This is a genomic window from Acinetobacter sp. A47, assembly GCF_000805455.1.
Taxonomy (GTDB): Bacteria; Pseudomonadota; Gammaproteobacteria; order Pseudomonadales; family Moraxellaceae; genus Acinetobacter.
The window spans coordinates 16,182-31,046 of the sequence record NZ_JSUS01000012.1; the positions used below are offsets into that span (position 1 = coordinate 16,182).

The 14,865-nt window shown below is 45.2% G+C and carries 16 protein-coding genes; 12 read left to right on the top strand and 4 right to left on the bottom strand.

Translation table 11 applies throughout. The annotated features are described in order from the left end of the window. Positions 1-17 precede the first annotated feature (17 nt). Positions 18-1,994, top strand: coding sequence for a hypothetical protein (locus OC23_RS03885; protein ID WP_038342957.1), 1,977 nt, complete (start codon positions 18-20; stop codon positions 1,992-1,994). 46 nt (positions 1,995-2,040) lie between these two features. Here the strand turns inward: OC23_RS03885 and OC23_RS03890 are convergent, their stop codons facing one another. After that, entirely contained in the window at positions 2,041-2,589 is a 549-nt protein-coding gene (locus OC23_RS03890; RefSeq protein WP_038342959.1) for an NUDIX hydrolase, read from the bottom strand. Between the two features lie 129 nt (positions 2,590-2,718). Here OC23_RS03890 and OC23_RS03895 point away from each other — a divergent pair, with 129 nt between their 5' ends. The 7 genes from OC23_RS03895 (at position 2,719) to fghA (ending at position 8,816) form a co-directional block, all read left to right on the top strand. Further along, complete coding sequence (locus OC23_RS03895) at positions 2,719-3,324, top strand: CoA pyrophosphatase (protein ID WP_038342960.1); 606 nt, start codon at positions 2,719-2,721, stop codon at positions 3,322-3,324. A 24-nt stretch (positions 3,325-3,348) separates the two neighbouring features. After that, positions 3,349-3,876, top strand: a complete 528-nt coding sequence (locus tag OC23_RS03900; RefSeq protein WP_161792257.1) for a gamma carbonic anhydrase family protein — start codon at positions 3,349-3,351, stop codon at positions 3,874-3,876. A gap of 142 nt (positions 3,877-4,018) precedes the next feature. Then, complete coding sequence (gene tsaB, locus OC23_RS03905; RefSeq protein WP_038342963.1) at positions 4,019-4,717, top strand: tRNA (adenosine(37)-N6)-threonylcarbamoyltransferase complex dimerization subunit type 1 TsaB; 699 nt, start codon at positions 4,019-4,021, stop codon at positions 4,715-4,717. A gap of 8 nt (positions 4,718-4,725) precedes the next feature. Further along, complete coding sequence (locus OC23_RS03910; protein ID WP_038342964.1) at positions 4,726-5,547, top strand: undecaprenyl-diphosphate phosphatase; 822 nt, start codon at positions 4,726-4,728, stop codon at positions 5,545-5,547. Continuing rightward, a complete protein-coding gene (locus OC23_RS03915) occupies positions 5,547-6,350 on the top strand; it encodes a class I SAM-dependent methyltransferase (protein WP_038342965.1) in 804 nt (267 codons plus the stop codon). Before OC23_RS03910 ends, OC23_RS03915 begins: the two co-directional genes overlap by 1 nt. Before the next feature lie 209 nt (positions 6,351-6,559). Further along, entirely contained in the window at positions 6,560-8,005 is a 1,446-nt protein-coding gene (locus OC23_RS03920) for a C13 family peptidase (RefSeq protein WP_038342966.1), read from the top strand. Next, entirely contained in the window at positions 7,974-8,816 is an 843-nt protein-coding gene (gene fghA, locus OC23_RS03925) for an S-formylglutathione hydrolase (protein ID WP_038342968.1), read from the top strand. The genes OC23_RS03920 and fghA overlap by 32 nt, the downstream gene beginning before the upstream one ends. A 55-nt stretch (positions 8,817-8,871) precedes the next feature. Here the strand turns inward: fghA and OC23_RS03930 are convergent, their stop codons facing one another. The 3 genes from OC23_RS03930 to OC23_RS03940 form a co-directional block, all read right to left on the bottom strand. Beyond that, on the bottom strand, positions 8,872-9,879 hold the full coding sequence (locus OC23_RS03930; protein WP_038342969.1) for an OmpA family protein: 1,008 nt from the start codon (positions 9,877-9,879) through the stop codon (positions 8,872-8,874). A gap of 128 nt (positions 9,880-10,007) precedes the next feature. Beyond that, positions 10,008-10,286: a DUF2218 domain-containing protein gene (locus OC23_RS03935; RefSeq protein WP_038342970.1), complete on the bottom strand. Its 279-nt coding sequence runs from the start codon at positions 10,284-10,286 to the stop codon at positions 10,008-10,010. Next, positions 10,283-10,471, bottom strand: a complete 189-nt coding sequence (locus OC23_RS03940; RefSeq protein ID WP_038342971.1) for a hypothetical protein — start codon at positions 10,469-10,471, stop codon at positions 10,283-10,285. The genes OC23_RS03935 and OC23_RS03940 overlap by 4 nt, the downstream gene beginning before the upstream one ends. On the opposite strand from OC23_RS03940, the gene rpe reads away from it, so the two are divergent. The 4 genes from rpe to OC23_RS03960 all read left to right on the top strand — a co-directional run bounded on the left by rpe (position 10,470) and on the right by OC23_RS03960 (position 14,864). After that, positions 10,470-11,156: a ribulose-phosphate 3-epimerase gene (rpe, locus tag OC23_RS03945; RefSeq protein WP_038342973.1), complete on the top strand. Its 687-nt coding sequence runs from the start codon at positions 10,470-10,472 to the stop codon at positions 11,154-11,156. The genes OC23_RS03940 and rpe overlap by 2 nt on opposite strands. Positions 11,157-11,524: 368 nt before the next feature. After that, complete coding sequence (locus OC23_RS03950; RefSeq protein ID WP_038342974.1) at positions 11,525-11,941, top strand: hypothetical protein; 417 nt, start codon at positions 11,525-11,527, stop codon at positions 11,939-11,941. A 75-nt stretch (positions 11,942-12,016) separates the two neighbouring features. Beyond that, positions 12,017-13,972 (top strand): multicopper oxidase domain-containing protein, encoded by a 1,956-nt coding sequence (locus OC23_RS03955; RefSeq protein ID WP_038342975.1) that lies wholly within the window; start codon positions 12,017-12,019, stop codon positions 13,970-13,972. After that, positions 13,959-14,864, top strand: a complete 906-nt coding sequence (locus tag OC23_RS03960; protein WP_038342976.1) for a copper resistance protein B — start codon at positions 13,959-13,961, stop codon at positions 14,862-14,864. The genes OC23_RS03955 and OC23_RS03960 overlap by 14 nt, the downstream gene beginning before the upstream one ends. Position 14,865 lies beyond the last annotated feature (1 nt).

The window sequence follows — 14,865 nt, forward strand, 5'->3', positions numbered from 1 at the left end:
TAAAAGGATAGAAGTGTATGAATAAGAAAATAATGTTTCCCTTTGCCATATCTACGCTTGCATTGATGTTGCATGGCTGTGGTGGTGAAAGTGCAAAAATTAATGGAGATCCTGGCAAAGGCGTTGATGGTATTACCTCGAATACCAGTTGTTCGATAACAGCAAATGACTGCTTGCAATTTGTAATGGATTATCCAATTGCAGGGCTTAATTTCGATTGTAGTACGGATAAGGTCAATCATTTTGCCACCAAACTGGAAGGCAATATTGTGACAGGTGCTTGTAAGTTAGGTGACAGTGTCAACTTCTATATACAAGGTACGGAAGCGCGTAAAATCAGTTTGGGTACAATCAAGCTTGATGAGATTGCCAAACTAAAAATGGCTACGCCACCGAGAATACGTCTGATTGACCTGGCCATCGCCATGACCGGTAAAACACCGGCATCGCTCACCATGAGTGATAATACGACACGTGTAGCAGTCGCTTTGGTGAAAATATTTCAGGGATTGGGAATTGAGAGAAAGGATAATACTGCTGGCGATATTCAGCCGACAGAATTGAGCAAAGACAAAAAAGATCTTTTGGCAAATATCAGCAAAGATATCGGAACACAAGAATTTATCAGCGGTGAATATAGCAGTATTTTAAAACCATGGTTGAATGTTGATCAGGTCTCGGATGAGCAGGCCCTTGCCTTGCTGACAGACCTGTTAAATTTATCCAATACCGGAGTGTGGCAAGCCGATTTGCCAATTACCAAGGCCGGTGGTGAGACGACCAATACTTCCTCTTCTGCCACACCAAGACCGGACGGATTTTTTGGGTGCAACAAAGAGATCTATGCAAATTGCACCAAGAATAGCAGCAATTTATTGCATTCAATGGGGAATTTCCTGTTAATCTCTGATCGTCAGGGCTATATTTTAGGGTATGGTCAGCAATGGCGTGGACCTGCGACCATAACCAATGATCTGGTGTTGGCTCCTTATGTATTGACGACGAAAGTCAAACCGCAAAAAATGCAGGTCAATGCACAAAATACATGGTTTGATCAGATTGGCAAGATGATAAATTCTAGCCAGCCGTTACGCTTTAATCTCAATAATAATGCCGCAGAAGACTTGTTATTAAAGCAAGGCAAGATGATTAATGGAACCACGATTGCAGGAACAGAAAGTATCTACAAGCAGTTAAACAAGCTAAAAGATACAGATAGTATTGATCCTAAAGTCTTAGGTACCTGGCAACAGACAATTGCAGGGGAAAGCTATAAAGGTGTAATTGATATTGTCCGGGTCAATCCTTCTAGCTATCTGGCAAAAGATATCTTTAAGACCGCTGCCAATGTCGAGCCAAAGCAGTCCTATATCTTTCCTTTATATGCCACTTTAACATTTAGATTTCAGGATAATGCGTTCCCTGCTGTAGATATGGGCATCGTCATTGATGAACATGGCGATATACGCACAGATATTAAGCCGAATGCAACAGCAACAGATATGTCCGGTATTTGTGGAACGGTCAAATCTGTTAACGCGGATGGCACCATTACCGACAGTAATGATCAGATCCAGTATAGAATCGGCACCACAGGGGCGACCTTGTTTTCGACATATGACAAATCTGTTTCTGTAAAAATGATCTTGTCCAACCCGAAATTCGGTAATGTGGATGGCGCAATGTTTGGTCTCAACCTCACTGCCGGTACAGGAGCCAAGATTAACATTCATAACTTGCTTGCCGGACAGGCTTCCGGGATTAACCTCACCGATTTTTCTAACAATACTGTAACCTGGTCCAATACTTATGCGGCTTATCAGCTGTCATACAATCAACTGTATGATGATTTGAAAAATGATACAGAGCGGAATAAGTATGTTAAACCGACAGATGAAGAACGGGCTTTAGCAAAACGTTTTTCGGGAACAGTGTCGATCAAGATTGCTGATCAGGGCATCCCGGCATGTAATGCCATTAAGGTTAAATCCTGATCCTGACAAGATAAAAAAAAGACCGCGAAAATGCGGTCTTTTTTATTTAACCGGTATGGTCCAGGCGTGTGCCGAGCGTTTCTAAATGTGTTGGAAACTGTCCACTTTTACGGTCGGCAAAATAATGTCTGAGCGTTTGTTCAACGCTCGGAAACGCCAGCTCTTGCCATGGGATTTCATGTTCTTCAAATAGGCGACATTCGATGCTTTCTTCACCGGCGCCGAACAGGCCCTGTTTTAACTGGGCTTTAAATAGTACGTAAATCTGTCCGATACGCGGAATATTGTACATACAATACAGCTGTTCAATCTCTACTTCAGCTTCTGCCTCTTCACGGGTTTCGCGTGCGGCACCTTGTTCCATGGTTTCAAATAATTCCATATAACCGGCAGGTAAGGTCCAGAGCCCGTAACGTGGTTCAATGGCCCGGCGGCACAGTAAAACTTTATCTTCCCACAGGGCTAATGCACCGCAAATGACTTTGGGATTTTCATAATGGATGTTGCCACAATGTGTACAAACCAATCGTGTTTTATGATCACCTAGTGGAATTTTTGCTTCAGTTTGATGTCCGCACGCAACGCAAAAGCTCATAATTATCATCAGCCGTAGAGATAACTCAGCATAACCGAATTTTAATGACTTCGCATCATGATCTATGATTGCTGCTAAAAATTCGGCTATGATGCAGATTAAGGAAAATGAGAACAAGAGATAATTGAGATGGAAGAACCATCGTTAATCGCGCTTTTACAACAACGGTTACGTTTTTCCAAACGAATCCAGCAGGCTGACGCTGCGGTGCTGATCGCGATTACCCAGGAAAGCCAGCCTAAAGTATTGCTGACCCGACGCTCCATGCAACTGTCTCAACACGCGGGGGAAGTTTCTTTTCCGGGGGGGAAGCGTGATCCGAGTGATACCAGCAACATTGTGGTGGCATTACGTGAGGCGCAAGAGGAAACCGCACTGAATCCTTTTGATGTGAAATTGTTAGGTGATTTACCGATTCAGCGGGCACGCAGTGGTTTGTCTGTTAAACCCATTGTCGGGCTGATTCCAGCTCAGGTTGAGCTGATTGCCCAGCCAACCGAGATTGACCGGATTTTCTTTGTTCCCTTACAGGAGCTTATCGATGCTCCACCTTTACCATACGAAGTTCGCCTTGCGCGTCAGTCGTTATATTTTCCGAGCATGCAGGTCGACAGCGAGGTTGTCTGGGGACTTACGGCGCGGATGTTGATTTCATTATTCCAATATGGACTGGGATATCAAAAGCATTGGCCATTTCTGGTCAATCCACCGCATTTTGGTGTCGCAAAGTTCTAATTTTTTTAAAGGATTTTTAGCATGATGTATTGCTATCAGGGATTGAGTCCAAAAGCCTTGCATGAGCCTTGGGATGGCTGGGTTGCACCGACAGCGACTGTTATAGGTCAGGTTGAATTTGGTCGGCAGGTCAGTATCTGGTTTGGCGCGGTGGTCCGTGCTGACAATTGTGTGATACGGATTGGTGATTTTTCAAATATTCAGGAAAATGCCGTGCTACATACCGATACCGGTATTGAGCTCACTATTGGTGACTATGTCACGGTCGGACATAAAGCCATGTTGCATGGTTGCTGTATCGGTGATAATTCACTGATCGGGATGAATGCAGTGATTTTGAATCATGCTGTCATTGGCAAAAACTGCATTATTGGCGCCAACGCGCTGATTCCTGAAGGCAAGGTAATTCCGGATAACGCTGTGGTGATGGGTTCTCCGGGAAAAGTGGTGAAAATACTGGATGAGCAGGGGGCGGCACGATTGCGCTTAAGCGCCTTGCATTATGCTGAACATTACAAAAATTTTTTAAATCTGCAACCTTTTAATTTTTAACCGCATGGTAAAGTCAAAGTTTCAATGTAGCCAGGTGTAGTCCTGGCTTTTTATTGAGATAAAAAAGCCAATAACTCGCCTATCCTGTTTGAGTGGAGTATGATACTCGACGTTTTTATCTATTTTCGGCTAAGGTTTTTGCATGAAGTTGCTGGCATTGGAAACTGCAAATGAGCAGTGTTCTGTTTCATTAATTGATGATACTCAAGAGCTCTATTTTCAGTTGGATGACCGGCCAAAAGCGCAAACGCAAACCATTTTGCCTTTGACCGAGCAAGCCCTGTTGCAGACGCAAACCCAACTGGGCGATTTGACTGCTATTGCATTTAGTCGTGGTCCCGGGTCTTTTAGTGGTGTCCGGATTAATGCCGCTGTTGCACAGGCCCTGGCATGGTCTCAGGATTTGCCGGTTATCGCAGTTTCCAGCTTGCAAGCCCTTGCACAGGCTGCTTACCGTGAGACTGGCCTGACCCAGGTGACCGCCGTACTCGATGCACGTATGCAAGAGGTATATATCGCCAACTTCAGTCTGGATGAGCAGGGCATGATGCAGGCAATGGATGAAGAAAAGTTATTGAATTACGAACAAGCATCTGCATATTGCAAATTCACGCCGGTTGGCTCGGGTTCAGAATTAATTAAGCCAACTGCTGTAGACTGCGTGGAGGTTTCCACACAGCACATGGCAGGGGGACAGATCAAGGCTACCGCACATGACATTGCGACCATTGCCCGTGTATATGCGGCACAGCAAAAATGGGTTGATGCCGAGCATGCACTGCCTGTGTATTTACGTGATGATGCGTGGAAAAAAATTCCAGAACAAGGTAAGGCGAATTAAGGTTAATTATGGATCTTTTATTGCTATTTAAAGCAGCAATTATGGGCTTGGTCGAGGGAATTACCGAGTTCCTGCCCATTTCCAGTACAGGGCATCTCATTTTATCAGGTCAGCTTCTTGATTTCTGGACGGTTGAAAAGCGCGATATGTTTGCAGTTGCCGTGCAGATCGGTGCAATTGCTGCCGTAATTTATGAATATTGGGGCAAGTTGTGGGGGGCACTGATCGGTGCACTTACGGGTCAGGAACAGGGCCGCCGTTTGAGTCTGAACCTGATTATTGCATCTATTCCGATTGTGATTATTGGCCTGACCTTTGGCGATGTGGTCAAAGCCTATTTATTTAATGCCATTACCGTTGCAATTGCCTTGATTGTCGGTGGTTTTATTATTTTATGGGCAGAACGCCGTCAGCACCAGATTGTGACGCAGGAAGTCGATGACCTTAGTTTTAAACAGGCGACTTTAATTGGTCTGATTCAATGTCTGGCATTATTTCCCGGCACGTCACGCTCTGGTTCAACCATTATCGGCTCTTTATTCTTGGGTGTATCCCGTAAGGCCGCAGCCGAATTTTCCTTTTTCCTCGGTATTCCTGTACTGATGGGCGCGGGCTTGCTGGACATGTACAAGATGCGTCATGAACTGCATGGCAATGACATGATGGTATTGGCTGTCGGTATTATCGTTGCATTCATTTCTGCATTAATCGTGATTCGTGCCCTGATTCGTTATGTATCCAAACATGATTTCACGGCATTTGCATATTACCGTATAGTTTTTGGTTTATTTATCTTGGCAACATGGTGGACAGGTTGGGTGCATTGGTAATGCAGATCGGATGTTGGTATCAGGCCGAATATGAACCGGTATTTCAGCAATTGAAATGCCGTCTGGCCGAGTTACAGGTTGAGCTAAATGGACATGTGACAGAAAAGATCAATGCCCGTTTTTTACGCCTGAATCCCGACATGGCCTTGGTCATCGATAGTGATGGACTTAGTCTTGCGGCCAACGGCATGAAAATGCAACCGGACTGGCGTGCCGAGATTCCCCGTTTAAAAAGAGCCAGTTTAAAATCGGAGATGATTGCCAGAGCCTGCCAACTGGGGGAAAAGCCAAGCTTGATCGATGCAACCGCAGGATTGGGCCATGACAGTTTGCTGATGGCCTGTTTAGGCGCTGAAGTGCGGCTGGTGGAGCGTCATCCGATCCTGTTTGTATTGCTGGAATATACTAAGGCACAGGCTGAACAAGACCCATTTTTACAGTCGTTCATGTCACGTATCCAGCTGATCCATGCAGATTCCAACTGTTACTTGCAGCAGCTTGCTCAGCAAGGCGAGCAGGTCGATGTGGTGTATCTGGACCCGATGTTTCCGCAACGCGATCAGAACCAGCAAGCAGCAAAGAAACAGGCGCAGGTCAAAAAGCAAATGCAGTTATTACATCTGCTACTGCCTGAAGATGGACAAATGGACCTAGGAGACCAGCTCCTGCATCTAGCCAGCCAGATCGCCAAACGGGTCATCGTGAAACGCCCGCGGCATGCAGTCTATCTGGCAGATCAGTCACCTGATCATCAATGGTTAGGAGATGCCTGCCGTTTTGATGCATATTTTCCAAAAGGTTAAATCTAAGCCGGCCCCAAATGATTGTTTGGCTTGCGTCATTGTCGGTAAAGATTTGTGATATAGTGCAAAAGCATGATTGCTAAAAAATTCTTGTCGAGCTTACACTACAGTCACGCATTGCGTCTTTTAGGAAAAGTACTGCACATTCAAATATTAGGATGGCATATTTTCAGTTTAGGCTTGAAAAGAGAAACTCCCGAAGAATTTTTATGATAGACCTCAAACCCTCCATTAATCTCTGGCATGATTTCAAAAGTAACCAAATTGCTGGAATGTGGTTGTTCCTGGGGTCTCGCCGTTCCTTGCAGGTGGTCCATCCATCCATTACCCAGCTGATTATCTGGGGTGTCCTCGGCGGCTGCACCAACTCGCTATATAGCTGGCTGGTGGCCGGACAGATGGGAGAGTTTAATTCCCAGGGGCTGATCGGCTATGCACTCTGGCCTTTTATTGCCCTGATTGTGGGGATTTTTCTTTCACAACGGATGAACCAGCCACGTTTGATGCTGGTGCCTGCCTTATTGTGGCTGGTGCTGGATACCAATATTCTGCTGTTACAATGCATCATCCAGTATCTGGGTTCCAACGGTTATCTGAATTTTATTCCAGACAGTATCTATAACGGCTTCTTGCCGCCGCTGTTTGTCGGATTATTTGTCTGGCAAAGTCTGGCGGTGATCTGGGTGTTTTCACGCGCTCTCAACTGGCCGTGGTGGGAGCGGGCACTGGTCTTTGTGGCAACCATTGCCACCATGGTGGTGTGGCAGCTTTCTGTGAAAGACCAGCCGATCTGGAAAGTGGAGCAAACCCCGCCCAGTTTTGCCGAAGATGCCTTCTATGCGCAAAGCCATTTGCTGGATAAGGCACTGGACCAGATCCAGTATGGAGATATTGCTCAAAGCCACTGGTATTTTATGGGCGTTGCTGGCGACAGTTATGTGGATGTATTCAAGTCAGAAATTGAACGCATCAGGGAACAGTTCGACACCCGTTTTGGCACCTTTGGCCGTTCCATCATGCTCATCAATAATCCGGCAACCCGTCTGGAAGTTCCGATTGCCTCCAAAACCAGCATGGAACTGGCGTTACGCCGTATTGGCCAGCAGATGAATCGTGATAGTGATGTACTGTTTCTGTATATGACCTCACATGGCGAGCGGAATCATTTTGAAATTGAAAATGCGCCGCTCGATCTGGATCAGGTCGATCCGAAATGGTTAAGAGAAACACTGGACAAATCAGGGATTCGCTGGCGTGTGATTGTGATCTCGGCCTGTTATTCGGGCAGTTTTATTCCGGCTTTACAATCGCCAGATACCTTGATTATTACCGCTTCTGCTGCCGATAAAACTTCTTTTGGCTGTAACAATGAAGCAGACTATACTTATTTTGGCCGCGCTTTTTTTGATCTGGCGATGCGTGAACAATATTCAATGAAAAAAGCCTTTGAGCAAGCCAGGCAAACGGTAACCAAGTGGGAAACGGCACAAGGCGTTGAACCGTCAGAACCACAATGGGCCATCGGGCGTAACATGGAACTGATGTTGCCACAGCTTGAGCAATATCTGTTTCCGGCACAAAATATTGCACCAACAGAAACGATAAAAACACAGGATGATGAGCATGCAGCTACTGCAAAAAAACCGTTGTTTTGAGGGTGAGCAACGGATTTATCAACTTGAGTCTCAATATCTGCAAGGCAGCACCAAAGTCGGTATCTATTTGCCACCTGCGGCACTGGAAGGCAAAGCATGTTCAGCCCTGTTTTATCTGGCCGGTCTGACCTGTACTGAAGACACCTTTGCGATTAAGGCGCATGCACAACGCATGGCAGCACGCTTGAGCCTGATTTTAATTACCCCGGATACTTCTCCACGTGGGGATGATGTTGCACAAGGTGATCACTGGGATATTGGGCAAGGGGCTGGTTTTTATATCAATGCCACCCGGCAACCTTGGGCTGAGCATTATCACATGGAGTCTTATCTGGTTGATGAGCTGTATGCGCAGGTTTTACAAGCATTCCCTGTGGCTGAAAACCAGATCGGAATTTTTGGGCATTCGATGGGTGGACATGGCGCCTTGACCTTGGCCTTTAAATATCCGGACAAATTCAAATCGGTTTCGGCTTTTGCACCAATCTGTGCACCAAGTATTTGCCCGTGGGGTGAAAAGGCGTTTAGCCAATATCTGGGAGCTGACCGGCAGCAATGGGCTGCACATGATGCAACCGCGCTGGTACAGCAGAAAGGTGGGCTATTTGAAGAAATCCTGATTGATCAGGGGCTGGATGACCAGTTTCTTGCCCAGTTAAATCATGAAAAGTTCAAGCAGGCATGTCTGGATGCAGGCCAGCATCTCACCTTACGCCTGCATAAAGGCTATGATCACGGTTATTACTTTATTCAAAGCTTTGTGGATGATCATCTCCAGTTCCATGCCATTCAATTAGAAAAAAAAGAATAATCAGCAGTTTCTTAAGGGGCTGTTGGCATTGCGACAGCCCCGAATGTTTAGGCTATTAAAATTTTACTAATTCAACTCTTCTGTTTTTGGCTTTTCCTTCTTCTGTATCGTTACCGGAAACCGGTTTGGTATCGCCAAAGCCTTGTGCCTTTAAACGAGCGGGATCAATGCCAGCATCCGTCAATGCTTTAACTACAGTTTGTGCTCTTGCCTGAGAGAGTTTTAAATTATGTGCTGCCTCTCCCGAGTGATCGGTATACCCATTAACTTCAAGTTTTAGAGCATCATCATTTTTTAATAAGTCCAGTATTTGTGTGATTTGTTCCTGGGAGTCAGCCAACAGTGTGGCTTTATCTGTTTCAAAGTTAATATGTATATCAACTTTATTATTTTGATCCAGAGCTGCTTTTAACTGGCTTGCCGAGAGGGGCTGTGCGGTTATTTCTACGGGTTGGGTTTCTAAGACCAATAAACCCGCTGAAGGTCCGCTTTGAGTGATTTGAAACCAAATATCCCGATGATGCTGATGAATCACATAGGTCTGTGTCGGGTGGTTATAAATATCACCTAATCCTTCGACATACGATACGCCATATTTCTCTGAAAGTTGAGTGGTGAGGTCTGTCGGTATTTTACTGTCTGTAATTTTTTTCCCACCTAAGTTGCTAATAACGCTTTCTAAATTACGTTGCAACTCTAAAAAAGAAGCCTGTTTGTTATTTTCTTCAGCATCTATTCGTCCATTAAAAAGTTTGCCTTCAACTTTCTCTAGTTTATCTCCGGTCCAAAACGCCATTTGAGCAAATTTTTCAGTGGATTGATGAGCAAAATGATAACCTTTCGGGAGTTGAATAAATGGAAAATCTCCAAGTTCAATAGTTGAGACTGGAACTTGATTAATATGGAAGGTGTCTGCTTTTGTTTGTGCTTCTGCTGATGGATATTCTGTAGGCGCAGAACTTTTTTCGGGCGTCTCAGGCTTTTCTGATTTTTGACTACAGCCAATGGTTGCCAGACTGATGATTGTGGTGATTAAAATACCGGATGAAAATTTATTGTTCATGTGCTTTCCCTGTTTTAAGACATAGATGATATCCAGAATAAAATACTATTTTTATTTCATCTCACTCAGACTGACAGATCGAAGTGAAATACTGATCTGCCCGTCAATTTAACACTTTTTCCAGTTTCCTAATGATGCTGCCATTCCACCACAAATTCCTGCTGGGCCATGCGGTTTAAGTGATTGATCACGACCTGTTCAAGATGAGCGACATTATCATCCTGCCGGTTCTCGATCAGTACCGCAAGATGCTGTTCATGCGGCGTCAGGGTAATGGTGGCCGTTGGCATAAAAATTTTTGTCTCTGTTTCTGTTTCAGCAACTTCAAACTTGTGTTTCCAGTGGTTAAGCAAACGTTTGCTGATACGTTTTCCTTCAGTTGTGGTGATATGGGTACTGCTATTCATGTTACTTTTCTTCCTCTATTTTCATTCACTAACATAACAAAGCACTGGCCAGATAAAAATGGTGTAGTTGCAACGTGTTGTTGCAAGTATGCAATGCTTGAATAATGACTTTGTAACAGCCCTAAGTGGGCTGAATTTGTTATAATCACTTCATCATTTTTCTCAGAGTTTGCCAGGTCATCCATGTCCAAGCCTTATTTGATTGCTCCTTCGATTTTATCTGCCGATTTTGCACGTTTAGGTGAAGAGGTAGAAAAAGTTCTAGCTGCAGGTGCAGACGTTGTACATTTTGATGTGATGGATAACCACTATGTACCCAACCTGACTTTTGGTGCAGGTGTGTGTAAGGCACTGAAAAATTATGGAATTAAAGCACCTATTGATGTGCATCTGATGGTTTCGCCGGTCGATCGCATGATTGGTGACTTTATTGAAGCGGGTGCAGAAATCATTACTTTCCATCCGGAAGCAACCGATCATATTGACCGTTCCTTGCAACTGATCAAGGCGGGTGGTGCAAAAGCGGGCTTGGTCTTTAACCCGGCGACACCCTTACATTATCTTGATTATGTGCTGGATAAAGTTGACCAGATTTTATTGATGAGCGTGAACCCGGGCTTTGGCGGACAGAAATTTATCCCGATGACTCTGGATAAACTGCGTCAGGCCCGTCAGATCATTGATGCCAGTGGACGTGATATCCGTCTGGAAGTCGATGGTGGTGTTGGCCCGGCCAATATCCGTGAGATTGCAGAAGCGGGTGCGGATATGTTTGTTGCCGGTTCGGCAATTTTTGGCAAGCCAGATTATAAAGCCGTGATCGACCAGATGCGTGCAGAGCTGGCTCAAGTGGGTGCAACAGAAGTTTAGTGTTTTCACCCTATTTTTCACATAATCTTGTGGATAACTTTGTTTATAACTGGGTGGATAACCGTGTTGATAACCCGGTGGATAAAGTGTTGTTAAAATAAACAAAATGATTTCAGTTGTTTATATTCACAGCAAAATGTTAAAAAAAGGACAAGTTTTTGTCCTTTTTTTATGCGCTAAATATTTTATTTTGCTCTGTTTTTATTCGGCTGTTTGAAATCCTTAAAGAGATGATTAAATGATCAGGTTGAAGGCGCTGCCCGATTTGTCGATAAGAATTTAAACAGGCAAATGATTGTGCATAAAGTCAAAAGAAATTATGCTAGGCACATTCAATGATCTGAATTGATGGTAACAAGGAACCTGAAGTGCAATTTCGCAAGCAATACAGACATCTGTGGTTTGTATTCCTGATGATCTTTTTCATTGGGGGCAGCAGTGCGGCCATTGCAGCGGTACAAGAGGTTCATTCTCATCATTCAACGACTGATGCAACCTTATCCTGTCATGACCAGCAAATGATGCAACATCATGCTGCACAAAGCTCACATGCAGATCGCATGAGTCCCGGTCAATGTCATGATGGGCAGATGCAGGACCATCTGCATTGTCAGGATTGTAATAGTACCTCGCATTGTCAAAGTACCAATTTTGCTTTAGACCAAAATACGCCAAGCTTGTCTTATTCGCCATTGCTAGAGCTGGATACGCATCTCCATACGGATTATCAGGCGCGTCATCTGGCGGGCTATTGGCAAGAGATTTTACGCCCGCCTAGAACCTGATCTGTCTTTGCAGGCTCTTTCTCCTTGTGAAAAGGGAACTGAGCATTCTTAACATTAACAGATCAGGAAATCATCATGTCCTCAAAAATATATGCTGGTGTTGTCGCTAGCCTAAGCGTTTTGTTCGCGCCTTATAGCGTGGCTGCAATCAAGGAATATCATCTCAATATTAATCAGGGTACTGTCAATGTGACGGGTAAACCGGTGCAACGTATTACTGTGAACGGCAAATTTATTGCGCCGTTGCTTGAATTTGAAGAGGGCGATGAAGCCGTTATTCATGTCCATAACCAGCTCAAAGATCAGGATACCTCTTTACATTGGCATGGCCTGTTATTACCGGGGCTCATGGATGGTGTACCCGGCTTTAACGGTTTTAAAGGCATTAAGCCGAATGGCAGTTTTGAGTATCGTTTTAAGGTCCGCCAAAACGGAACCTACTGGTATCACGCCCATAGCAAGGGGCAGGAACAGGATGGTTTATATGGCCCTTTGGTAATTTATCCTAAAGGAAAACAGCCTGTTGCGGCCCATGAACAAGCGGAGCGTGATTATGTGGTGATGTTGTCGGATTTTCATGAAACCGAAAGCGACAAGATCATGGCCAATCTGAAGAAATCTGCCGAGTATTACCAGAACCGGCGTGAAACAGTCGGTGATGTCTGGAAACAGTTGAAGCAACAAGGCCTGAAAGCCACCTGGCAAGACCGTTCGATGTGGAACCAGATGCGCATGCTGAAAACAGACTTGTCCGATGTCACGGGTTATACCTTTCTGGTCAATGGCCAGACCCCGCAACAGAACTGGACCGGTGCTTTTAAGACGGGAGAAAAGGTCCGTTTACGCTTTATCAATGCATCGGCCATGTCATTTTTTGATGTACGTATTCCCAACCTGAAAATGACCGTGATCAGTGCCGATGGACAGCCGGTAAAACCTGTAGCTATCGATGAATTCCGTATTGGTACCGCAGAAACTTATGATGTGCTGGTCGAGCCAAAACAGGCACATTATCAGATTGAAGCAGAGTCGATCGATCGTTCGGGCTTTGCCATCGGCTCATTGCAGAATCAAGGAGTGAGCACTCCAGCTACTGTCCAGATTCCAAAAGCACGTCCGCGTGCCTTATTAACCATGGCAGACATGGGCATGGATCATGGTTCGCATGGACAAATGAAAATGGGCAATATGGAGCATCCTCAGCATCAGATGTCGCAAGATAAAGCGAATGTTACAACATCTTCGCAGCCCACTATGGATCATAGCGCGCATGCTGAAATGAAGATGAGCAAGATAGATCATGGTCAGCACCAGAGTGCTCAGGACAAACAGGCTGATGCCTCTATACAACATGCCGCTATGAATCATGATTCACATGACAAGATGAACATGTCGCAAATGGATCATAGTGCCCATGCACAGATGAACATCAAAGAGATGGAGCATGGTCAGCATCAAATGGCAGACTCTTCTGCACAAGAAAGCGCTCGTACTGTACAGGGCTGGGCCAATGCGGCAACCCCGGCAGGTCAGAAAGCCTTAAGCTACGCCGATTTGCAATCTTTGCAACCCCAGCCAGAAAAGTATCGCCGTCCAGCAGAACGTGAAGTGGTGATTCGTTTGGGCGGAACCATGGAGCGTTATATCTGGACCATTGATGGCAAGAAGTTTAGTGATCCTGATTTTAAACCTTTAACGGTGCGTTATGGTGAACGTATCCGCCTGAAATTTGTCAATGACAGCATGATGGCGCATCCGATGCACTTACATGGCATGTTTATGCAACTGGAAAATGGGCAGGCACCGCAAGATATGCCAAATAAACATACCGTGATTGTGCCACCTGGCAAGACGGTAACGGCTTTGTTGACGGCGGATGAATTAGGAGAGTGGGCAATCCATTGTCATCTGCTCTATCACATGAGTGCAGGCATGATGAGCAAGCTGATTGTTGCCAATGTGGACGATGCAAAAACGCCAGTTCAAGCCCCTGTTCAATCATCTCAAGGAGTGAGCCATGCACATCACTAAGCTATCTTTGAAAATGAAGCGTTATACGCAATTACTGGCGATGGGGGGCATGGTTTCTTCGTTGAGTGCATTTGCCTATGCGCATGAAGGACATGATCAGATGATGCAAATGGAGATGCCCGCACAGCAGCATATGCCGGTGGCTAGTGCATCTTCAATGGATCATTCACAGCATCAACGTCAGACAACAGTTCAGCAACCGTCGCAAACATCGCTTGGGCAGCACGACCATAGTCGTGAACATGGTGGCCAGATTTATCAATCTACTCAGTTAGATAGCGCATGGTTGCTAGATGAAAACGGCAAGGGCTCGGTGAAATCCAAATTAAAAACCTGGGTGGGCAGTGATGAAAATAAACTGTTTATCAACGCTGATTATGCCAAGACCGAGTCGGAAAAATCGGAGCAACGTATTGCGGCCCTGTATAGCCGTAATATTTCCGATTTCTGGGATGTTCAGGCCGGGGTAAATTACCGTTATAACGCTGAGCATCAGTCAGATAAGGAACAGTTTGAGGGTGTGGTGGGTGTGCACGGCATGGCGCAATATTTCTTTGAAACCGATGCCCATCTGTATGCAGGCGAGGATCAGCAATGGCGCTTTGTGCTAGAAACAGAGCGCGATTTCCTGCTTACCCAACAGCTGATTATGCAGCCTTATCTGGAAATGGAATGGGTACTGCGAGATCAATCCAGATATGCAGCCAAAACCGGCCTGGCCGCTGCAGAAGTCGGGATTAAAACCCGTTATGAAGTTGTGAAGAACCGTGTGATGCCATTTATTGATGTGGCGTATGGCTATAACAAAGGACGCAAGGCCACTGACTGGCAGCAAGCAACTGATTCTAAAACAGGCTGGGTCTATGGTGCGGGACTCACGCTAAAGTTTTGAT